This window comes from Gabonia massiliensis (assembly GCF_001403595.1).
Classification (GTDB): Bacteria; Bacteroidota; Bacteroidia; order Bacteroidales; family Coprobacteraceae; genus Coprobacter; species Coprobacter secundus.
Genome location: NZ_LN877938.1, coordinates 92,774 through 114,069, shown reverse-complemented (window position 1 = coordinate 114,069; position 21,296 = coordinate 92,774). Strand labels below are relative to the sequence as shown.

The window sequence follows — 21,296 nt, the reverse complement described above, 5'->3', positions numbered from 1 at the left end:
AATTATTATAAAAAATGAAAAGAATATGTTATAATCTGACGTTACTATTATTAATTTTGCAGAGCAAAAAGCATTGATATGCCGCAAAAGATATATGGAATATTGAAGCAATACTGGGGCTATGATGAGTTCAGGCCTCTGCAAGAAGATATCATTCGTTCTGTATTAGAGGGGAAAGATACATTGGGTTTGATGCCTACGGGAGGAGGAAAATCTTTGACTTTTCAAGTTCCAGTGATGGCAATGGAAGGTATCTGCATCGTTGTAACACCTCTTATTGCTTTGATGAAAGATCAAGTAGATAATTTGCGTCAAAAGGGAATTAAAGCTAATTATATACACTCTGGAATGTCTCGTCACGAGACGTTAATAGCATTGGATAATTGCATATACGGCAATTATAAGTTTCTTTATGTTTCTCCGGAAAGACTTTATACAGAATTATTTCAAGCGAAACTAAAAGCCATGCATGTATGTTTACTGGTTGTAGATGAAGCTCATTGTATATCCCAATGGGGATATGACTTTAGACCATCATATTTACAGATTGCCGGTATTCGGGAATATTTGCCTGGAATTCCAGTTTTAGCACTCACAGCAACTGCGACACCACAGGTTGCCGATGACATACAAGATAAATTAGAATTCAAAGAAAAAAATATTTTTAGGAAAAGTTTTGACCGGCCCAATTTATCATATGTAGTACGGTATGGTGAAAATAAAATGCAACAATTAATGTATATTTTAGACCGTGTGCCGGGAACTGCAATTATTTATGTAAGAAGTCGGAAAAGAACGAAAGAAATAGCAGAAGAACTTTCACGGAATGGGTATAGTGCTGATTTTTATCATGCAGGATTATTGACTGAAATTAAGAATGAAAAACAACAAAAATGGAAATCGGGAGAATGCCGAATCATTGTTTCGACCAATGCTTTTGGAATGGGTATAGACAAAGCTGATGTCCGATTAGTTGTACATCTCGACTTGCCAAATTCTCCCGAAGAATATTACCAAGAAGCTGGACGTGCCGGAAGAGATGGAAAACGAGCCTACGCTGTTATTATTTGGTCAAAGGCAGACAAAAGTAAATTGAAAAAGAGGATAAGTGATACATTTCCTGAAAAAGAATTTATCAGAAAAGTATATGACTCGTTGGGATATTTTTTGAAAATAGCGGAAGGAGAAGGTACCGATACAATGTTTGAATTTAATCTAAATCAGTTTTGCGCAGCTTACAAGTATCCATTACTACCAACTTTCAATGCTCTAAAAATTTTGGAACAAGCTGAATATATTATATTTACGGAAGAAATCGATTCACTTTCGCGTATTATGGTAACTGTAAACAAAGATGAACTGTACAAATTTAACCAAAGCGAAAAGAACGAACGACTATTACAAACATTACTAAGATCATATACTGGATTATTTGCTGATTATGTATTTATTCAGGAAGATTTATTAGCCCATAGAAGTGGACTGACAAAGCAGGATGTATATGAAGGGCTGATATTCCTTTCTAAATCACATGTTATACATTACATTCCAAGAAAAAAAACACCTTATATCATATATACCTCACGTCGGGTCGAAAGCCAATATCTTATGCTTACTCGGAAAATATATGAGGAAAGAAAAGATAGGTTTGAACATCGAGTAAACAGTATACTTAAATATACTGTAGAAGATGATAATTGTCGTGTAAAAACATTGCTTTCTTATTTTGGAGAGAGAATTGATGATTGCGGTAATTGCGATGTTTGTAAGAATAAATTAGGAGGTAAATTGTCAACAGAAAAATTTTCTTATATAGAAAAGGATATTCGGACGTATCTTGCTGAAGGTGCTGCAGAATTAGGAACTTTAGTCGAAAATATCTCTTATCCTCAAGACAAAGTAATTGAGACTTTACGATTTCTATGTGATGAAAATTTTGTAATTTGTGAAAATGGACTTTATAGAATAAATAAGCAAAATTATGATTAAAGGTGCTGCATTAATAATGTTGTTTTACTTTTTGGGGGAATGTATCAGTCATTTTATCGGGGGTATAGTCCCAGGAAGTGTATGTGGTATGATTTTGTTATTTCTGTCGTTGGTCGCAAAAATAGTGAAACCGACAGATGTTCAGAGTGTATCGAATACATTGACCAAAAATATGGCTTTATTTTTTGTCCCAGCAGGTGTAGGATTGATGGCTTCTTATGAATTAGTTGCCAGATATTGGATAGCTTTGCTGGTCGTATCAGTTGTTACTACTGCTGTTATTATAGCAGTAGTAGGTATTATGCAAGATAAATTAGAAAAGAAAATCTAAAGGTTATAGTAGTATTATTATGCATGAGTTATTGATTTCGGAACCATTTCTCCTTTTTTTGGTGATGGGCAGTTATTTGTTGGGCGTTTTTATATATACAAAAAGCCATATTGCTCTTCTGCATCCTATCATAATAAGTATAGCTGTAATAATTGGAGTGCTAAAATGGGCAGGCATAGATTATGATACATTTTTTCATGGGAGCTATATTATTAATTTTATGTTAGGACCTTCTGTAGTGGCTTTAGGCTATGTTCTATATGAACAAATCGGCTATTTAAAAGGAAAAGTCTTATCTATAACCAGCTCTATCATAGTTGGCAGTTTTGTCGGTATTGTCAGCGTTATTTTGATTTGTAAGTTAATGAATGTTGACCATTCGGTTATAGCATCTTTGGAGCCTAAATCTGTCACTACGCCTATTGCAATGAGCTTATCTGCTCGTTCAGGAGGAATACCGTCGTTAACAGCTGTAACAGTAGTTTTGTGCGGTATATTAGGAGGAATTATAGGACCGTTTATACTCCGTAAACTTCATGTGCGAAGCAAAGTTGCACAAGGTCTTGCATTAGGTGCGGCAGCTCATGGATTAGGTACTGCTCGAGCTATAGAACTCGGAGCAGTCGAGGGAGCTATCAGTGGATTGGCAATAGGCTTGATGGGCATTATGACATCTTTACTGATTCCATTGGTCGAAAAATGGATTGCTTAATTCCCCTACACTATTCGGGTTTTCTATGCTCCATCGCACTTAAATGCAGTTCGAGAGCACGGACAGAAATAATAATTTCTCCTATAGATATTCCTAAAGACGCAATAAGGGATAGTAATGATATTGCAAAAACAATTACAGCAAATGTTTGAAGACCTACATATATTAAAAACATACAGACTACACTTAGCAATAAACTGACAATTCCTAAAATTTGCATCATACGTATTAAATATAGTCGGGAACGCAAGTTTTCTATTTGTGCAGCCGTGATTTTAGATGGATGCAAGTCATATTCAGTCTTCAATGTTCTTACAATTTGCGCATACGACAAAAAGCGATTGGTATATGCCAACATAATGAGAGATACGGCTGAAAATAAAAGAGACGGAGTCGTCAATGTCAGTTCTTCCATGTTTTGAAAATTTATCGATTCAAGTGCGCAAGGTTACATTATTTTCCTGAAATTTCAAAATCTATCTTTTATTCTCTGAATGCGAAATGATTGAAAATAAGGAATATTTTTTCGTATATTCCTTATTTTCAATTTGTAACAGTTACCATTCTTTATCAGTATCTGCAAAAGGTATTCCATCCCTAAATTCCATAGATGCGTGTGTTCCATCACAAAATGGTTTGTTAGAGGAATGTCCACATCGGCATAAAGTTACTCGGTTCCTTATTTCATAACTTGTACCATCGGCACTTTCGATGCGGATACCTCCTTTTACCCAAATAGGACCACTTACTTTTATTCCTGGATCCTCAATAATTCCGATAGAGGGTTCGAAAGGTGGTTCAAAAACTTTTTCTTTTTCTTTGTCCCATAACACTAAACGCCCAGCAGGACAGTGACCGGCTTCATGACGTACAATCTCTTTTTCTTCTTCGGTTTTGGCTTCTTGAACTAAATTCCATATACGTCCGTAGGCATCACAAAAACGAGCGAAAGCACAATACTTTTCATTATCGGCCAAAATCATAGTAGGACCTTCAAATTCTTCAGCGTCTTCTAACAAAGGGCGTTTGTTATTAGTCTCTTTGGGGTTCCAATGGGCATGTTCGTGGGAACCATCACAAAAAGGGCTGTGTTTTGATTCGCCACATCGACATAAAGCTGTATGGGCAGGGTCTGGTGTGAAATGTTTTCCTTTACGATAAACCCAAGAAGAACCCTCTTCGTTAGGCAAAATGATTTCTTGGTCAATAGGCGGATTTCCATATACAAGATAAGGCCCGTCAGACGTAACTTTAATATAGTAAGATTCTGGAGCCATATTAGACCCAGTTTCTACTTTTATTTTTTTTGCTTTAGCCATAATTTAAAAATATTAAGGAGTAACTGATTATGACTAAAACAAGTATTCTAAAAGATTAGTTCAATGTCAAACCTTAATAATAAGCCCATCATACGCAAACTGGACATTGGGAGGTAATTGTCTTGATTCAACTTCATGTAATCCCATTTGATGGCTCATATGTGTTAGATATGCATTTTTGGGGGCAATACGTTCTATTACTTGTAATGCAGACTTCAGATTTTGATGAGATATATGCTCCGTATGTCGTAAAGCGTTGATTATAAGTACATCTAAATCTTTGAGCTTATTATACTCACTTTCGGGAAGGGTCAACATATCTGTAATATAGGCTGCTCTCCCGATTCTAAAACCTAAAACAGGCAGTTTGAAATGCATAGCTCTAATAGGGATAATAGGAATTCCCTGTATTTCAAATGGCTCAGTATCTATCTCTATTAACTGAAGGTCTGGTATACCGGGATATCGTTTATCTGAAAAGCAATAAGGAAGTCTTGTCCTTATTGCACCGGCAACTTCTGGTTCCAAATAAATGGGAACAGGAAAGTGTGCACAATATGGTCTTAAGTCATCTATGCCGCCAGTGTGGTCATAATGGGCATGGGTAATAAGTACTGCATCTATATTCTCTATACCTGAACGTAACATTTGCTGGCGAAAATCAGGGCCACAATCAATAAGTATATTTTTATTGTCGACAGAAAATAGTGCTGATGCTCGCAGCCGATTGTCTTTTATGTTTAGAGAAGTACAAACTTCACATTTACAACCTATTTGAGGAACTCCGGTAGATGTGCCAGTTCCCAAAAATTCTATTTGCATCATTTTTTACCTCAAAATCATTTTTAAATAAAATTTACCTCAGGGTAAATAGTTATATCATAAGTGTCTTTTATCGATTTTTGTATTTGTTGAGAAAGTTCGATAACGTCTTTCGGAGTCGCATCATTTTTATTTATAAGAACCAGACTTTGTTTATCATATACAGCAGCACCACCATGCTCTTTTCCTTTCCAACCACATCGGTCTATCATCCATCCAGCTGGTACTTTCACATGCTTATCATCTATAGGATAATGGGGCATATCGGGATACTTCTCTTGGAGTTTTTTATATTGTTTCAAAGAAATTATAGGATTCATAAAAAAGCTTCCTGCATTACCGAAAGTATTAGGGTCAGGAAGTTTACTTTCACGAATAGTCATTACAGCTTCTCTTATATTTTGCAAGGTTATAGTATCATAATTGGAAAGGGCCTCTTTTAGATTTCCATAAGAGAGATTGAAAACAGGATTCTTTCTTACCCGATACTCAACTGATGTAACAATATATTTTCCCTTCAGTTCTTTCTTGAAAACACTTTCTCTATAATTGTATTTACAATCCATGTTTTTGAATGTTCGCTCGTGCCCTGTTGCAATTTCTATAGTATTGACATTTTCAATAATATCTTTTACTTCGGCACCGTAAGCTCCTATATTTTGTACAGCACTAGCTCCTACTTCTCCAGGAATCATGGACAGATTTTCTGTCCCTCCCCAATTATTATTTACACAATATTTGACAAAGTCATCCCAAATCATTCCGGAACCAACTTTTAATAAAATACTATCATCTTTTTCTTCTAAAATATCAATGTATTGTATACCAGAATGTAAAATAACTCCATTATAATCTTGTATAAAAAGCAAATTGCTCCCTCCTCCAATATGCAGAAACGAATGTTTTTTTAATAAATCCTCTTTCAGGATCTTTTTTAATTCTTCAATAGATTTATATTCAATATACCAACGAGATTTAATTGGCAAATGGAATGTATGATGAGCTTGTAATGAGTAATTTTCTTTGATAATCATTGTGCATTTATAATATTGGTTTGTATTTACTTATTGTCTGAAACTTGTCAGCAGTCCATCTTCAAAAAATAGGTAAGCTCCGGTATTATAGAACCATTGTTCTTTCAATCCCTCATATGTAGGAATCCTTTTTACCTCATTGGGACGACCCAACGATAATCGGCACTCTTCTTTTGTCATACCTTTAGATACTTTACCAGAAGTTATTCTTGACCAATTTTCATTGTTGATAGTCTTATATTTGTCCCGAGGATTATCAAAAGTAAATAATCGATCAAAAGAGATAAACTGTCCGATATTTGCATCAGGAAACAAAGTGCCAAACACACGGCCTTCTTTACCAATATCATCTACAAATCGGAATTGTATAGGCAAAATATTATTTCCAGGTAATACATCTATTATAGTCACAGGAATATATTTACGGCCTTCTATCTCATAACCTTCATCATTATACCAGATTGAGGTACGTATGTATAATTTTTTTCCAGATAACAGTTCTCTAGCCTTTTCTAATACAGATAATTGTATGAGGTCTGGTAATAAAGGTTTATATGAAGTTTTATTCATATCATCTTTACTCTTACCAGTCTCAAATCTATATTTAATTCCTTCACAGTCAAAAATGAGATTAACGTATGATTTGTATCCCAAAATAGATTCTTCTGTCATTCCTTCAAATGTAAATATTTTATTTTTAAAGGATTGATTCGGATTATCCAATGGCGTTTCCGGATGTAGTAAAACGCTTAAATCATCACTTAAATAGACAAATTTATCTCCTTGCTTCCATTGAGTGCAGCTTTGAGACGTAAAGTTCTTTTCCATAAAAAGAAATTCTTTGCTTGCCAAATCATCTGGATTGTCTTTTTTTTTGCGCCGAACCATAGATGCTGCATCAAGATAGCATGTAAAGAATAAGAAAATAAATGTAAATAAATATACTGTGTGATACTTTTTAGTTTTTATCATATTCTTACTGTATATAGCTTTTTGTTATATGATATTCAATCTCCAAATATACTAAGAATGATGTAAATCTTGCATAAAGATTTATTAAATCGTGTTTTTTGAAATAGAGAAAAATCAAAAACTTTCAGTTATTTCGCTATCTTTGTATTACTATTTTTAGAAAAATGATACAGAAGTTTTCTATTACATCCGATCATATTCGATTTCGGCGTTGGAGCCGGAATCGTTATGCTGCATTTTACAGTTTAGGTCGCTGTGTGAATATAGGAACATTATCTAAAAGTGTTATAGAAGCATCTCTCCGTAAGCAAAGACATTTTTCACTATACTATACAAATAAAGAATATTCTACTTTTTTGATTGGGTCAGAAGTCGATTTAGAAGAGTCGGATATAGGCTTATGGGAAAAAGAATATTTACTTATTTTGTTGGAAAATATTTCGGCAAAAAGGGACAACTACGTAAAATTTAATTTGCACTTAATTACCAAATCCGGAATAGGTATAATTATATACCTATTCCGGATTTTTATTTATAAAAACTATACCAATATGGTGTCACAAATTAAAAAGAGAATTTTGGCAGGAGGACAAATTGAGTTTTCCGAAGCATTAAAATTAGTCAGGATAGAAAATAAAGAATTACTGTATGAAGCCGCAGAAGAAATAACTCATTTTTTTCATACGGAGAAATTCGATACTTGTTCTATTATCAATGCTCGTTCTGGCCGTTGTCCCGAAGATTGTAAATGGTGTGCACAATCGGTACATTACCAAACAAATATAAAAGTTTATGATTTGGTATCTCCGGAGGTGTCACTTGAACATGCTTTATGGAATCAGAAAAAAGGAGTAAAACGTTTTTCTTTGGTTACCAGCGGACGACGAGTTACAGGAAATTCAATGTCTGAAATTTGTAAAATATATAATTTATTATCGAAGAAAACCGACATGTTTCTATGTGCATCTTTGGGATTATTGTCGAAAGAAAACTTGTCAGCATTGAAGGCATCCGGTGTCAGTCGATACCATTGTAATCTTGAGACAGCTCCATCTTATTTTGGAAAATTATGTTCAACACATACTCAGGAGGAAAAAATAAAAACGATAAAAGATGCTCAAGAAGTTGGATTGGAGATTTGTTCGGGTGGAATTATAGGAATGGGGGAATCGATGGAACAGCGCATAGAACTGGCTTTTAAACTAAAAGAATTAAATGTATGTTCTATTCCTATCAATATACTGCAACCTATATCAGGCACTCCACTTGAAAATATTTGTGGCCTTTCGGATGATGAAATATTGACAACAATAGCTATATTCAGGTTTATCCATCCCAAATCTTATTTGCGCTTTGCCGGAGGACGTGCCCAAATTTCTGAAAGTATACAGTTGAGAGCCCTGAAAATAGGCATTAACGCTACTATTGTCGGAGACATGTTGACTACTGTAAGTTCTAAAATCGACGAAGATTATAAACTTATTAAGAAAGCTGGATATGAATTATAAACTGGATATAGACGATTTATACTTATTTGATCAAGAGCATTTATGGCATCCTTATACTTCCACTGTTAATCCTTTACCTGTATATGAAGTAGAAAGTGCAAACAATGTATATTTGAATTTAAAAGATGGGAGAAAGCTAATTGACGGTATGTCTTCTTGGTGGGCTGCTATTCACGGTTATAATCACCCCAGGCTTAATCACGCTGTGAATGAACAACTTAAAAAGATGTCTCATGTTATGTTTGGAGGAATTACTCATCGTCCAGCAGTGGAGTTGGGACGTTTGCTATTGAGAATTGTGCCTGAAAACTTAAAGAAGATTTTTTATTGTGATTCAGGGTCTGTTTCAGTAGAGGTTGCACTCAAAATGGCGGTACAATATTGGTATGCGAAAGGGCTTTCTGAAAAATGTAACTTCGTTACAATTCGTTCGGGCTACCATGGCGATACATGGAATGCTATGTCTGTTTGTGATCCGGTAACGGGTATGCATTCTATATTTGGAAATACCCTACCTAAGCGTTATTTTATACCTTCCCCCTCGTGTCGTTATTATGATGAGTGGGAGGATTCTTGTATGGAACCGTTGGAAAAATGTCTGGTTCAAAATTCCGATAAAATAGCTGCACTCATTTTGGAACCAGTAGTACAAGGTGCCGGCGGTATGAATTTTTATCATCCTCGTTTCCTTACAGAAGCGCGCCGTTTATGTAAGAAACATGATGTATTACTGATTCTTGACGAGATAGCAACAGGATTTGGACGAACAGGCAAATTGTTTGCTTGCGAACATGCCAATATCTATCCAGATATTATGTGCATAGGAAAGGCTCTGACAGGAGGATATATGACTATGGCTGCTACATTAGCAACGGATGATATAGCAACGACTCTATCAACGGGAATGCCTGGAGTATTCATGCATGGGCCTACTTTTATGGGCAATCCTCTGGCTTGTGCAGTAGCTAAAGAATCTGTGTCTCTCCTACTCGAAGAAAATTGGAAAAATAAAGTACACTGGATAGAACAACGGCTAATGCAATCATTAGCTCCAGCAAGGGAGTATCCTCAAGTTGCTGATGTTAGAGTTTTAGGGGCTATCGGTGTGATAGAGATGAAAAATACTGTGGATATGGCAACTATCCAGAAACAATTTGTCGATTCCGGCGTTTGGGTACGGCCATTCGGGAAATTGGTATATGTAATGCCTCCTTTCATTATCAAGGAGGAACAGCTTGATATTCTTATATCTGCGTTATTACACGTCATTAAACAACAAAAATAGGATGAAAAATATCTTTCAGAATCAATTATCTACTATCATTCATAATGGAAATTATCGTACACTTTCTACTCTTGTACATAAAAAAAATAAGATTTATTATGAAGACCGGTGGTTACTGAATTTATCTTCGAATGATTATTTAGGGTTAGCATCCAATATTGAGTTAAGAAACGAATTTTTAGAAGGACTGACAGCTGAACATTTTATTGCAGGTTCTTCATCTTCTCGTTTGTTGACGGGCAATTACGATGTTTATAATCGATTGGAAAGCCGTTTGGCAGAATTGTACGAATCAGAATCTGCACTGGTTTTCAATAGTGGTTATCATGCAAATATAGGAATATTGCCAGCTGTCACGACACGTAAGTCTCTTATATTGGCAGATAAATTGGTTCATGCCAGTTTAATCGATGGAATTCGCCTATCTGATGCGCAGTGTATTCGATATGGACATAACGATTATGCACAGTTAGAACAAATATTGGATACTAAAACATCTCATTTTGATATAGTCATTATAGTTACTGAAAGTATTTTCAGTATGGATGGTGATGAAGCGGAACTCAATCGCTTGGTGGAAATAAAAAATAATTATCAGAATGTTATGCTTTACGTTGATGAGGCTCATGCTGTTGGAGTACGAGGGAAACAGGGATTGGGATGCTGTGAAGAACGGGGCATTATCTCCAAGATAGATTTTTTAGTAGGAACTTTTGGAAAAGCTTTTGCATCGATGGGAGCTTATGTAATTTGTACTCGTAGATGTCGGGATTTTCTTATAAATACAATGCGTACTCTCATTTTTACAACAGCTTTACCGCCTGTGAATTTGGAATGGACACTATTTATATTGAATAAAGCGATTCTAATGTCTGATAAAAGAATGCATTTACATAAAATTAGCCAAATATTATACACCCCTTTGAATCGTTTAAACGGAGAGCAACACCAAAGTTGTAGCCATATAGTTCCTTATATAGTTGGAGCCTCTGAGCGAGCAAGCCATCTGGCTAAAGAGATACAAAAAGCAGGATTTTATGTATTACCGATACGTCCGCCAACTGTACCTTTGGGGACGGCACGATTACGTATTTCACTTACTGCGGATTGCTCTTTGCAAGATACAAAAGAGTTATTATCTATAATCATGAAAGAAGACAAATCGGAATGAAGTATTATTTTCTTAAACATAATAACGAGAGCCGTTTATTATTGTTCTTTGCCGGTTGGGGAATGGATTATCACGTCTTTCCTGAATTGGGAGAGTTCAACGGTGATGTATGTATCTGTTATGATTATGCAGAAATGAATTTTAATGAAAGCTTATTTGTTGAGTATAATCATATAAAGTTAGTTAGTTGGTCAATGGGCGTTTGGGTTGCATCTTTTTTATTACAACATAAGAGATTAAAATTTGAAAAAAAAATAGCGATAAATGGTACTCTTTATCCGATTGATTACAATAAAGGATTGATTCCGGAAATCTATGATGCAACGTTGCATTCTTTGACGGAAAAATCTTTATTGAAATTTTACCGTCGTATGTGTAATGGAAAGGATTTATTGGCTCTCTTTATGGAACATAAGCCCCAAAGAACCTTAGATAGTGTTAAAAGAGAATTGATGATGATAGGAAAAACAGCACTGTCCTCTCCTACTCCGATATTTAATTGGGATGAAATTTTTATCGGTGATAAAGATCTGATATTTACAACTGCTAACCAAAAGAATGCTTGGAATGGCCAAGCCTGTTGTAATGTCATTCCGGCATCTCATTACATTAATTTCAATTTTATATTAAGAGATGAAGAAGAGTATAAATAAAGAAAAGATAAAAAATGCATTTACTCAATCATTTATCTCATATGACGGGGAAGCTTATGCTCAACGAACGATAATAAAGCATTTATTAAATACCCTTATTCGCACCCAAGGTACCTGTTTCCCATATGTGCTTGAAATTGGTTGTGGAACAGGTTTATTGACCCGAGAACTTTATCGATTGTTCCATCCTATAAAATTTGTTGTTAATGATCTTTGTGATGTATTTTTCAACTCTTCGTGGGAAGATAGTATAATATTTGTTCCGGGAGACGCAGAGCAATTGAATTTTGATGGTAAATACGACCTGATTATAAGTAGTTCTACTATACAGTGGTTTGAAGACATAGAATCTTTTTTAAGAAAAATAGAAAAAAATTTGTCTGAAAACGGGATAATAGCTATATCTACATTTGGTTTGGACAATTTAAAGGAAATAAAAACACTTACAAATAGAGGATTGTCTTATTATTCCCTTGAAAGATGGATTTCTATTATTTCTGAAATATTTGAAATGATAACTATTTCTCAAGAATTTGTACCTCTTTTTTTTGAAACTCCAATAGAAGTATTGAAACATTTAAAAAAAACAGGAGTTAATGGACTGAATGAAAATCCTTTATCTCCAAGTCAGGTTGTATCGTTTTGTGAAAATTATAAAAAAAAACATATGTCGGAAAATGGTCTAACACTGACATATCATCCGATATATATTATAGCACGAAAAAAAAGATGAATATGAATGGGACTTATTTTGTAACCGGAATTGATACGAATATAGGAAAGTCAATTGCTACTGGATGGTTGGCTAAGCAGCTATTTGATTGTGGTCGCTCTGTTATAACACAAAAACTTGTACAAACTGGTAATAGTGGTTATTCTGAAGATATAGAATTGCATCGTAAAATAATGGGTATAGATTTTACTGAAGTAGATAAAAAAGGTCTTACTGCCCCAGTAATTTTTTCATACCCAGCATCTCCTCATTTGGCTTCTCGGATCGATAACCAAAATCTTGATTTGGAAATAATATCGAAAGCAACAGAAAAGCTTGCAAACCAATATGACATAGTTTTGTTAGAAGGTGCCGGAGGGCCTATGGTACCTTTGACAACAGATTTATTGACTATTGACTACATTGCACAACGAGCTTACCCGGTTATATTGGTAACATCAGGACGGCTGGGAAGCATCAGTCATACTTTATTGTGTTTTGAAGCATTGTTGCAAAGAGGTATAAAATTGTATAAAGTAATATATAACATGTATCCGTCAACTGATAAAATTATAGAAGATGATACACTACAGATAATAAAATTATATATGAATAAGTATTTTCCTTCTGCCTCTTTGGTCAATATGCCAAAAGTAGATTTACAATGAATTTGATTTTTACAAAAATTCTATTATTCTGTGCATCGTAATAAGGAGAAAGATTTTAGTCCTAATTTTTGTTTGTCCAGAATAATAGAATCATGTTATATTTTTATGAGAGAGGATGAGAAACTTTTATTTTATTCGTGTTTCTCTTTTTTACCAGAAATTTTTTCAATGATGTATACCATAAGAAATCCCATAATCATGAGTAATATGGCTTGCCAAAGATATTCATTGGGCAGTACATTTTGTTCTATAAGAGGTTTTATGTTGCCATGACTATCGGTAAAAGTTTGAATAGTTTCTTTCCATGGCCAAACTTTGTTTAAGGAACCTAACATAAAGCCTGATAGGACAGAAATAGTAATATCATGAAAATTTTTTAATAAATAAGACAGTACGTTAGAAAATAGGATAAGCCCGATTGCTGCACCTACAGCAAATATAACGATAATAACTATGTCTAATGACTTGACTGCGTTCATAATAAACTCATATTTTCCCATGAGTAACAGTATGAAACTGCCTGATATCCCTGGTAGAATCATAGCACAAATAGCAATGGATCCACACATAAAAATAAACAGTAAGGAATCGGGTGTTTGTGCCGGAGTAGCTATCGTAATATAATAAGCTGTCCCTACTCCAATGACAAAAGATAACCATCTTTTCCAATCCCATATTTCAATTTGTTTTGAGACGAAATATGTAGAAGCCAAAACTAATCCAAAAAAGAAAGACCAGACAAGAATCGGATGTGTTTCAAGTAACCATGTAATAAGTTTTGCCAACGAAAATACACTGATGAGTATACCCGCAAGAACAGAAAATAAGAATGATCCATTGATAGCTTTAAAAAAAGCGACCCATCTTAGAGTAAAAAAAAGTTTTATTGTTTTTAGATTTATACTTTTTATCGAATCAATAAGCTCTTCATAAATGCCAACAATAAAAGCTATTGTTCCACCAGAAACACCAGGGACAACATCTGCAGCTCCCATTCCCATGCCTTTTAGAGCTAATAACAAATAATCTTTTGATTTTCTCATTTTTATTTTATCCTATAGTTATAAATTTTCATCCAAATTTTTTCGAAGGATATTTCGCAGTTTATCCAGCATTTCTTTTGTTTGTTTCAGTTCATTTTTGTTTTCTTCTGAAATTTCTTCAATATCATCAATTTTTAAAGTACTCTCGTCCAAATGCTTTATTAATGAAGCAGCTTTATCTTGGTTTCCGGTATTGTAATGAGCCAGAATCAATTTAAAAATGAGTTTTACATCATAAGGGTTTATTTCTAATGCCTTTTCATAATACAAGATAGATTCTTCTATGTCTTCTTGCTCTGTCGCAATATCACCCAAAAGAGTCAAGACATCTATATTTGACGAGTCTATTTTAAATGCTCGGACTAAGTATTGCTTTGCTTCATCGAGTTTTTTTTCATCTACTTTTATTTCCCCCATAAATACAAGAGCTTCTGCGTCTTCCGGGTCTATTTCTAATGTTTTAATCAAACATTCAATTGTTTTGGGAGTATTCCCCATATCATAATAATTAGTTGCCAACTGATAATATAAATTTGAACTTTCGGGTGAAAGAGATAATGCTTCATTCAAGTACTTTATCGCTTCGCCATTTTGTTCCAGTTTTACATAACATTCGGCAACCAATTCATATGCTATTGATTTTTCATCAGCAACTTTAGCATATTCGAGGAAGACGTCGATTGCTTCCCTATATGATCCTTGGTCATAAAGACAGTACCCTTTGAATGATAATATGTTCTCGTCATCATCTTTGGTAGTCAAGGCAAAATCACAAGCATCTATTGCCTTCTCATATTTTTTCTGTAATGCATAAACTTTGGCTAAATTAAACCAGTCTACTGTAGAATAAGGGTTCCTATCGATAAGTTTATTGTATATTTCTATAGATTTATTTAAATCCTGTTTATCTTCATAAATGAGGGCCATTTCTCGTAATAATTCTGAGCCATCACTTAATAGATTGTCTGCTTCATTAACGAATTCAACTAATTCATCGAAATAGCCAAAATCAAGGTACATGTCCATTATTTCAAAACATAAATCACAAGAAATTTCTTCACTGTTAAGAAGATTTCGCAAAAGGTGGTTGGCTTTTTGAGGCCTATTTTGAATAAAATGGATTTCAGCCCGGATCAATATTGCATCTACCGAATCATTAGGAAGAGAATAGATTAACTTTTCGGCCTCTTCTACTGCATCAATATCCAGTAAATAACGAGCCTTTTTTATATTCAAAGAAATATTTCCCGGATGTATCGATAGCCCATGATTTATGGCTTCCAAAGCATCTTTGTATCTATCAGTAAGTTCATACTGATAAGCTATTTCCTCCCATTCATCGGCATCGAAATAGTAATTTCCCTTTTCCTTTAGCATTTGCTCATAACGAGCTAACAAGCCAGATCCTTTTTTTTCGGACATTTTATATAAAAACCGAACTGCCGTGTACCGTTTCGATAGACAGCAGCTCGTAACTATAAGTTTTAAATAAGATTATTTGTTCTTTTGTTTTTCCCAACTGTCTTTTAGCGCGACAGTCCGATTAAATATCAATTTGTCAGATGTTGAGTCTGAATCGACACAGAAATATCCCATACGTTGAAATTGGAATCTATCACCAGGTTTTGCAATGCTCGCCAAATAAGGCTCGATACGACAGTCCGTTTTTACAATTAACGAATCAGGATTCAACAATTCTCTAAAATCTCTTTCCTTCTCCTCCGCAGGATTTTCAACATTGAATAATCGGTCATACAATCTGACTTCCACTTTTTGATTATATTGAGCTGATACCCAATGTAAAGTTCCCTTTACTTTTCTACCGCTTTCAGGCATACCACTTTTAGTCAAGGGATCGTATTCACAGTATATTTCCTCGACCTCTCCTGCCTCGTTTTTCTTACAGCCAGTACATTTTACTATATAAGCCGATTTCAAACGAACTTCTTGTCCCGGAGTCATACGGAAGAATTTTTTAGGCGGATTTTCCATAAAATCTTCACGTTCGATGTAAAGTTCACGAGTGAAAGGAATTTCATGAGAACCTGCTTCTGGACTCTCTGGGTTATTCTCTGCTATTAAGTTTTCAACCTGCCCTTCGGGATAGTTCGTTATAACCAATTTTACTGGATTAATAACTGCCGATACTCGATTTGCAGTTTTATTAAGCTCTTCGCGTATACTATGTTCCAATAAAGATACACTGATCAATCCATCATATTTGGTATATCCGATTCTGTCAATAAAGTTCCTGATAGATGAAGGGGTATACCCTCTCCTTCTCAGTCCGCATATAGTAGGCATTCGAGGATCATCCCATCCGGCCACTAAGTTTTCTTTCACGAGTTGCAATAATTTACGCTTACTCATGACCGTATACGTGAGATTTAGTCGATTAAACTCTAACTGACGGGGGCGATAGCTATCATCAGCCAATTCATCAACAAACCAATCATATAGAGGCCTATGCACTTCAAATTCAAGAGTACAAATAGAATGGGTAACTCCTTCAAAGTAATCTGATTGTCCATGTGCAAAATCATACATGGGATATACATTCCAAGTATTCCCCGTACGATGATGAGGATGTTTGATAATACGATACATGATCGGATCCCTCATATGCATATTGGGAGAAGTCATATCTATTTTGGCTCGAAGTACCATCGAACCCTCTTCGAACTCTCCCTTATTCATACGAGTGAATAAATCAAGATTTTCTTTAACACTCCTATTTCGATATGGACTCTCAGTACCCGGCTGGGTCGGAGTCCCTTTCTGTTGTGCTATTTCCTCTGCAGATTGTTCATCTACATAAGCTTTTCCTTCTTCAATCATCTTTACTGCAAGGTCCCATAACTTGGGGAAATAATCAGATGCATAGTAAAGACGGTCTCCCCAGTCGAAACCCAACCAGTGAATATCTTCTTTTATAGAATCAACATATTCCACATCTTCTTTAACAGGATTTGTATCATCGAAGCGCAAATTACATGTACCTCCATATTTTTGAGCAATACCAAAGTCCATACATATAGCCTTAGCATGTCCTATGTGCAAATATCCATTTGGCTCTGGAGGGAAACGGGTATTTAGACGACCTCCGTTTTTCCCAGCAGCCAAATCATTCTCGACAGCAATTTCAATGAAATTAAGGCTTCTTTTTTCTTCTTCGTTATTTTCAATTTGTGTCATATGTCATTAATCTAAACAAGTATCAAAAAATTTTTGCAAATATATCAATAATTAATATATATCCGGTAGTATTTATATCATATTTATACATAAAGGATATATCAGCTCACCTTATATCGAGCATTTTATGTGTTTGTAAACTTAACCTCCATTGAGGATGTTTTTTTATATAATCAATAACTTCTTGTGTATTGAGCATAGAGCAAGGTTGCAATGATCGTATGTCACATATAAAGGAATCATATTGAGACATATCTTGGCCTGTATATACAACCTTGAGTTCATTTGCCTTTTCTCGAATACAATCTTTTTTGGGACTACATGTGACCCAATCAGCCCATCTGTCAGCAATCGATAATCCAGAAGTCAATGTCCCATTCGTCTCAATTTGAATATACCAATTATCTTCTTTTAGCATTTGCATAAAAGGGACATCTATTTGTAAAGTTGGTTCTCCGCCAGTCAAAACAATGTGCCTTGTAGGATATTGTGTTATTTCAGTTAAGATTTCATTATCAGACATAAATACTCCGGATAAGTGTTCCGTATCACAAAAATCACAATTCAAATTACATCCTGAAAATCTTACAAAAACAGCTGGAGTTCCTGTGTAATACCCCTCGCCCTGTAGACTGTAAAATATTTCATTAATCTTTTTCATAAATTGCAATATTTCCTTCTGATTCTTGAACCTCGACCTTGAAACATTGGGGAATCTGGTTACATATCCAGTATGCTAAATTCTCTGCTGTAGAGTTAAAGGACAGTACTTCATTCAAATTTTTATGGTCAAGTTTATCCTGTATTTTCTTTTTTATAAGGGTAAAATCTATTACCATCCCATCTTCATTCAATTCTTTTGAACGACAATAAATAGTGATAATCCAATTATGTCCATGTAATTGGCTACACTTACTTTCATATGATAACTTTAAACTGTGTGAAGCCGAAATTTCAAGAGTCTTTTTTACCGTAAACATTATTTAGCTGTTTTATTTTGCTCCAAAAATAATAGATTCGGCTGAAAAATATATACTATTCGAAAAAAAATAGAGAAAATATACTCAATATTTTAGTGTAATAAAAAACAGATGTTATCAGAGTGTGTTATCATTTAATTGGAGACATGAGTTTATTTTTAATCATGTCCACTTTTTTTCTGGACATGATTAAAAATATTTTGAGCTTATATCCATCCCATGCTATTATAATACCTTGTCAGATTTTGTACTGCGTTTTGTAAATCTTCGTGTAATTGACGGTTCATTTCATGAATACAAATGCGACCATGTTGCATTTTTTGCAATAAGTAATCAGAGAAAAGTTCTTTAGAATTTTCTTTGCCTAATTTATCATTAAAAGTAACAGTAATACTATCGGCATGTTTTATTACCGAACCGAAAAATACATGATTTTCTTGTGATAGCTTTGCTTCTTCCTTTATAGCCCATACTTCATAATGATAGTGGTCATCAATAGTAGCAGTACAGGGAGGAACCACAGATTTTAGAAATTCTTTGACATCGTCAAATGCCTTGTTTACAACCTCCATAATTAATCAAATTTAAATGTTATTATTATTTTTACGACATCAATTTATCAGCATAGAACAAAAAATTGTTGTTTGAACTATTATCTTATATAAAACAACATTTTTATTGCAATAACGATTATCGATTACTTTTGTTCATGTTTTACGAACTCTCTTTATTAAGAGGATTTTTATTATCTTTGACGGACTAATTATTATTATAAAATTAAGTGATATATCCAGATAATTTTGAACAGAAAACCGGATTTGACAAAATTCGAGAATTGATAACCGATAAGTGTCTTAGTACGCTTGGTAAGGAACGTGTATCAAAGATGGTATTTCTGAATAAATATGACGAGGTAACAAAATTATTGCATCAAACTCAGGAATTTGTTGCTGTATTAAATGGGAAAAATGAGTTTCCAGCAAATTATTTTTTTGACGTACGGCCGGCATTAAAACGAATCCGGGTAGAGGGAACTTATATCGATGAGGTAGAATTGTTTGACCTGCGCAGGTCTTTGGATACAATAAGGAATATTGTAAAATTTTTCAAAACTGATGAAGATGACGAAAAACCTTTGTATCCGTATTTATCTGAATTGTCAGGAAATGTATCGGTATTTCCGCATCTGATTTCACGTATAGACCAGATGATAGATAAGTTTGGAAGAATAAAAGATAATGCATCTTCCGAACTGTCACGAATCAGAAGAGAATTATCGTCCACTCTATCGGGAATATCCAGAAGTTTAAGTAATATATTAAAAACAGCTCAGACCGAAGGCATCGTAGATAAAGATGTTACTCCAACTATGCGTGACGGACGTTTGGTAATTCCGGTTATGCCAGCTTTTAAACGAAAAATACGAGGGATTGTACATGATGAATCAGCCAGTGGTAAAACGGTATTTATAGAACCTGCTGAAGTTGTAGAAGCCAATAACAGGATACGAGAACTTGAAAGTGAAGAACGTCGGGAAATTATCCGAATTTTAACTTCTTTTTCAGATGAATTGCGGCCATTATCCGAGGATATTTTCTATTCTTATGAGTTTTTAGCAGATATCGATTTTATACGAGCCAAAGCTTTGTTTGCTTTACAAGTAAATGCTCTTTTACCTGTTGTCGAAAATTGCCGGCAAATAGATTGGTATCATGCAGTGCATCCGCTTTTATATTTATCGTTACAGAAACAGCATAAACAAGTAGTTCCTTTGGATATCATGTTGACCGAAAAGAACAGGATATTGCTGATTTCCGGTCCGAATGCAGGAGGAAAATCCGTATGTCTAAAGACGGTGGGACTATTGCAGTATATGTTGCAATGCGGCTTATTAATACCTGTATATGAAAATTCGAGATGTGGAATATTCGATAATATTTTCATTGATATTGGAGACGAGCAGTCTATTGAAAATGACTTAAGTACATATAGTTCTCATCTTACTAACATGAAGTACTTTGTGAAGAATAGTAACGAGAGTACAGTTTTGTTAATCGATGAGTTTGGAGGAGGAACAGAACCTCAGATTGGTGGAGCTATAGCTGAAGCATTACTTGACCGATTTAATCAAAAACATACCTATGGAGTCATTACGACACATTACCAAAATTTAAAACATTTTGCAGAAGATACAGAAGGCATCATCAACGGAGCTATGCTATATGATCGCCATTTAATGCAGCCGTTATTCAAATTATCAATTGGTAACCCCGGTAGTTCGTTTGCCATAGAAATCGCTCGAAAAATCGGTTTGCCGGAAGATGTCATTGCAGAAGCGTCAGATAAAGTTGGTTCTGATTATGTCGATATGGATAAATATTTACAGGATATCGTTAGAGACAAACGTTATTGGGAAAGTAAAAGACAGAACATACGACAGAAAGAAAAACGTTTGGAGGAGATTACCGAACGCTATGAAGCAGATATTAAGAAGTTAGAGAAACAGCGTAAAGAAATTTTAGCTACAGCTAAGGCTGAAGCAGAAAGGATATTGTCAGAAACAAACGCACGTATTGAAAATACTATTCGTCAGATAAAGGAAGTCCAGGCTGAAAAAGAAAAAACCCGGGAGATACGTCGTCAGTTGAATGATTTTAAAAGTCATATATCAGGAGAAATTCAAATAGACGATAAAATTTCTCGAAAAATACAAAAAATAAAAGAACGTGAAGAGAAGAAGAAAAATTCTCTTCAGAAAGAACAAAAGGAAATATTTCGTCCTGATGTAATAACTGTTGGAGATGCTGTGCGTCTAAAAGGACAAAATTCTGCCGGAGAAGTTCTTGATATACAAGGGAAAAATGCTATCGTGGCTTTTGGCTTGTTAAAGTCAAATATAAAA

19 protein-coding genes and 1 pseudogene are annotated in these 21,296 nt (G+C 34.6%); 9 read left to right on the top strand and 11 right to left on the bottom strand.

All coding sequences use genetic code 11. The features are described from left to right. Positions 1 to 78: 78 nt before the first annotated feature. From BN2628_RS02690 to BN2628_RS02680, 3 genes are read left to right on the top strand one after another with little or no spacing between them, the layout of a single operon-like run. A complete protein-coding gene (locus BN2628_RS02690) occupies positions 79 to 1,989 on the top strand; it encodes a RecQ family ATP-dependent DNA helicase (RefSeq protein ID WP_021930220.1) in 1,911 nt (636 codons plus the stop codon). Beyond that, positions 1,982 to 2,320, top strand: coding sequence for a CidA/LrgA family protein (locus BN2628_RS02685; RefSeq protein ID WP_021930221.1), 339 nt, complete (start codon positions 1,982 to 1,984; stop codon positions 2,318 to 2,320). Before BN2628_RS02690 ends, BN2628_RS02685 begins: the two co-directional genes overlap by 8 nt. Positions 2,321 to 2,339: 19 nt before the next feature. Then, the gene (locus tag BN2628_RS02680; protein WP_021930222.1) at positions 2,340 to 3,032 is read left to right on the top strand and encodes an LrgB family protein; all 693 of its coding nucleotides are present in this window, start codon (positions 2,340 to 2,342) and stop codon (positions 3,030 to 3,032) included. A gap of 10 nt (positions 3,033 to 3,042) precedes the next feature. Here BN2628_RS02680 and BN2628_RS02675 read toward each other — a convergent pair whose 3' ends face one another. From BN2628_RS02675 to BN2628_RS02655, 5 genes are all read right to left on the bottom strand, one after another. After that, on the bottom strand, positions 3,043 to 3,447 hold the full coding sequence (locus BN2628_RS02675; RefSeq protein WP_055095954.1) for a DUF2721 domain-containing protein: 405 nt from the start codon (positions 3,445 to 3,447) through the stop codon (positions 3,043 to 3,045). A gap of 142 nt (positions 3,448 to 3,589) precedes the next feature. Beyond that, positions 3,590 to 4,351 carry a CDGSH iron-sulfur domain-containing protein gene (locus BN2628_RS02670; RefSeq protein ID WP_021930224.1) on the bottom strand — a complete coding sequence of 254 codons (762 nt, stop codon included), beginning with the start codon at positions 4,349 to 4,351 and terminating at the stop codon, positions 3,590 to 3,592. A gap of 66 nt (positions 4,352 to 4,417) precedes the next feature. Next, positions 4,418 to 5,173: an MBL fold metallo-hydrolase gene (locus BN2628_RS02665; protein ID WP_021930225.1), complete on the bottom strand. Its 756-nt coding sequence runs from the start codon at positions 5,171 to 5,173 to the stop codon at positions 4,418 to 4,420. Positions 5,174 to 5,196: 23 nt separating this feature from the next. After that, positions 5,197 to 6,207 (bottom strand): UDP-N-acetylmuramate dehydrogenase, encoded by a 1,011-nt coding sequence (gene murB, locus BN2628_RS02660; protein ID WP_055095952.1) that lies wholly within the window; start codon positions 6,205 to 6,207, stop codon positions 5,197 to 5,199. A gap of 30 nt (positions 6,208 to 6,237) precedes the next feature. Further along, a complete protein-coding gene (locus tag BN2628_RS02655; protein WP_021930227.1) occupies positions 6,238 to 7,179 on the bottom strand; it encodes a hypothetical protein in 942 nt (313 codons plus the stop codon). 551 nt (positions 7,180 to 7,730) lie between these two features. Between BN2628_RS02655 and bioA the strand changes: the two are divergent. From bioA to bioD, 5 genes and pseudogenes are all read left to right on the top strand, one after another. Continuing rightward, positions 7,731 to 9,972 (top strand): annotated as a pseudogene (bioA, locus tag BN2628_RS17455) (adenosylmethionine--8-amino-7-oxononanoate transaminase). Between the two features lies 1 nt (position 9,973). Then, the gene (locus tag BN2628_RS02640; RefSeq protein ID WP_055095948.1) at positions 9,974 to 11,143 is read left to right on the top strand and encodes an 8-amino-7-oxononanoate synthase; all 1,170 of its coding nucleotides are present in this window, start codon (positions 9,974 to 9,976) and stop codon (positions 11,141 to 11,143) included. Next, positions 11,140 to 11,796 (top strand): DUF452 family protein, encoded by a 657-nt coding sequence (locus BN2628_RS02635; RefSeq protein WP_021930231.1) that lies wholly within the window; start codon positions 11,140 to 11,142, stop codon positions 11,794 to 11,796. Before BN2628_RS02640 ends, BN2628_RS02635 begins: the two co-directional genes overlap by 4 nt. Then, positions 11,777 to 12,529 carry a malonyl-ACP O-methyltransferase BioC gene (bioC, locus tag BN2628_RS02630; RefSeq protein ID WP_055095946.1) on the top strand — a complete coding sequence of 251 codons (753 nt, stop codon included), beginning with the start codon at positions 11,777 to 11,779 and terminating at the stop codon, positions 12,527 to 12,529. The genes BN2628_RS02635 and bioC overlap by 20 nt, the downstream gene beginning before the upstream one ends. A gap of 2 nt (positions 12,530 to 12,531) precedes the next feature. After that, a complete protein-coding gene (gene bioD / locus BN2628_RS02625) occupies positions 12,532 to 13,176 on the top strand; it encodes a dethiobiotin synthase (RefSeq protein WP_154668385.1) in 645 nt (214 codons plus the stop codon). A gap of 131 nt (positions 13,177 to 13,307) precedes the next feature. On the opposite strand, the gene BN2628_RS02620 is transcribed toward bioD, so the two are convergent. The 6 genes from BN2628_RS02620 to BN2628_RS02595 all read right to left on the bottom strand — a co-directional run bounded on the left by BN2628_RS02620 (position 13,308) and on the right by BN2628_RS02595 (position 18,966). Then, a complete protein-coding gene (locus BN2628_RS02620; RefSeq protein WP_055095943.1) occupies positions 13,308 to 14,219 on the bottom strand; it encodes a polyprenyl-phosphate transporter in 912 nt (303 codons plus the stop codon). An 18-nt stretch (positions 14,220 to 14,237) separates the two neighbouring features. Then, positions 14,238 to 15,641, bottom strand: a complete 1,404-nt coding sequence (locus tag BN2628_RS02615) for a tetratricopeptide repeat protein (protein WP_055095941.1) — start codon at positions 15,639 to 15,641, stop codon at positions 14,238 to 14,240. A 72-nt stretch (positions 15,642 to 15,713) separates the two neighbouring features. Then, on the bottom strand, positions 15,714 to 17,414 hold the full coding sequence (locus BN2628_RS02610) for a glutamine--tRNA ligase/YqeY domain fusion protein (protein WP_044230805.1): 1,701 nt from the start codon (positions 17,412 to 17,414) through the stop codon (positions 15,714 to 15,716). Between the two features lie 106 nt (positions 17,415 to 17,520). Further along, on the bottom strand, positions 17,521 to 18,075 hold the full coding sequence (locus BN2628_RS02605) for a 7-carboxy-7-deazaguanine synthase QueE (RefSeq protein ID WP_044230806.1): 555 nt from the start codon (positions 18,073 to 18,075) through the stop codon (positions 17,521 to 17,523). Next, the gene (locus BN2628_RS02600) at positions 18,062 to 18,394 is read right to left on the bottom strand and encodes a 6-pyruvoyl trahydropterin synthase family protein (RefSeq protein ID WP_044230807.1); all 333 of its coding nucleotides are present in this window, start codon (positions 18,392 to 18,394) and stop codon (positions 18,062 to 18,064) included. Before BN2628_RS02600 ends, BN2628_RS02605 begins: the two co-directional genes overlap by 14 nt. 206 nt (positions 18,395 to 18,600) lie before the next feature. Next, entirely contained in the window at positions 18,601 to 18,966 is a 366-nt protein-coding gene (locus BN2628_RS02595; protein WP_055095938.1) for a hypothetical protein, read from the bottom strand. A 209-nt stretch (positions 18,967 to 19,175) separates the two neighbouring features. Here BN2628_RS02595 and BN2628_RS02590 point away from each other — a divergent pair. Continuing rightward, positions 19,176 to 21,296, top strand: a 2,121-nt coding sequence (locus BN2628_RS02590) for an endonuclease MutS2 (RefSeq protein WP_055095936.1), incomplete at its 3' end; no start/stop codon positions are given.

What these genes read in the sequence shown, in the direction of transcription:
- BN2628_RS02690 (WP_021930220.1), top strand. Translation starts at nt 79, where the DNA reads ATGCCGCAAAAGATATATGGAATATTGAAGCAATACTGGGGCTATGAT.
- BN2628_RS02685 (WP_021930221.1), top strand. Translation starts at nt 1,982, where the DNA reads ATGATTAAAGGTGCTGCATTAATAATGTTGTTTTACTTTTTGGGGGAA.
- BN2628_RS02680 (WP_021930222.1), top strand. Translation starts at nt 2,340, where the DNA reads ATGCATGAGTTATTGATTTCGGAACCATTTCTCCTTTTTTTGGTGATG.
- BN2628_RS02675 (WP_055095954.1), bottom strand. Translation starts at nt 3,447, where the DNA reads ATGGAAGAACTGACATTGACGACTCCGTCTCTTTTATTTTCAGCCGTA.
- BN2628_RS02670 (WP_021930224.1), bottom strand. Translation starts at nt 4,351, where the DNA reads ATGGCTAAAGCAAAAAAAATAAAAGTAGAAACTGGGTCTAATATGGCT.
- BN2628_RS02665 (WP_021930225.1), bottom strand. Translation starts at nt 5,173, where the DNA reads ATGCAAATAGAATTTTTGGGAACTGGCACATCTACCGGAGTTCCTCAA.
- murB (WP_055095952.1), bottom strand. Translation starts at nt 6,207, where the DNA reads ATGATTATCAAAGAAAATTACTCATTACAAGCTCATCATACATTCCAT.
- BN2628_RS02655 (WP_021930227.1), bottom strand. Translation starts at nt 7,179, where the DNA reads ATGATAAAAACTAAAAAGTATCACACAGTATATTTATTTACATTTATT.
- BN2628_RS02640 (WP_055095948.1), top strand. Translation starts at nt 9,974, where the DNA reads ATGAAAAATATCTTTCAGAATCAATTATCTACTATCATTCATAATGGA.
- BN2628_RS02635 (WP_021930231.1), top strand. Translation starts at nt 11,140, where the DNA reads ATGAAGTATTATTTTCTTAAACATAATAACGAGAGCCGTTTATTATTG.
- bioC (WP_055095946.1), top strand. Translation starts at nt 11,777, where the DNA reads ATGAAGAAGAGTATAAATAAAGAAAAGATAAAAAATGCATTTACTCAA.
- bioD (WP_154668385.1), top strand. Translation starts at nt 12,532, where the DNA reads ATGAATGGGACTTATTTTGTAACCGGAATTGATACGAATATAGGAAAG.
- BN2628_RS02620 (WP_055095943.1), bottom strand. Translation starts at nt 14,219, where the DNA reads ATGAGAAAATCAAAAGATTATTTGTTATTAGCTCTAAAAGGCATGGGA.
- BN2628_RS02615 (WP_055095941.1), bottom strand. Translation starts at nt 15,641, where the DNA reads ATGTCCGAAAAAAAAGGATCTGGCTTGTTAGCTCGTTATGAGCAAATG.
- BN2628_RS02610 (WP_044230805.1), bottom strand. Translation starts at nt 17,414, where the DNA reads ATGACACAAATTGAAAATAACGAAGAAGAAAAAAGAAGCCTTAATTTC.
- BN2628_RS02605 (WP_044230806.1), bottom strand. Translation starts at nt 18,075, where the DNA reads ATGAAAAAGATTAATGAAATATTTTACAGTCTACAGGGCGAGGGGTAT.
- BN2628_RS02600 (WP_044230807.1), bottom strand. Translation starts at nt 18,394, where the DNA reads ATGTTTACGGTAAAAAAGACTCTTGAAATTTCGGCTTCACACAGTTTA.
- BN2628_RS02595 (WP_055095938.1), bottom strand. Translation starts at nt 18,966, where the DNA reads ATGGAGGTTGTAAACAAGGCATTTGACGATGTCAAAGAATTTCTAAAA.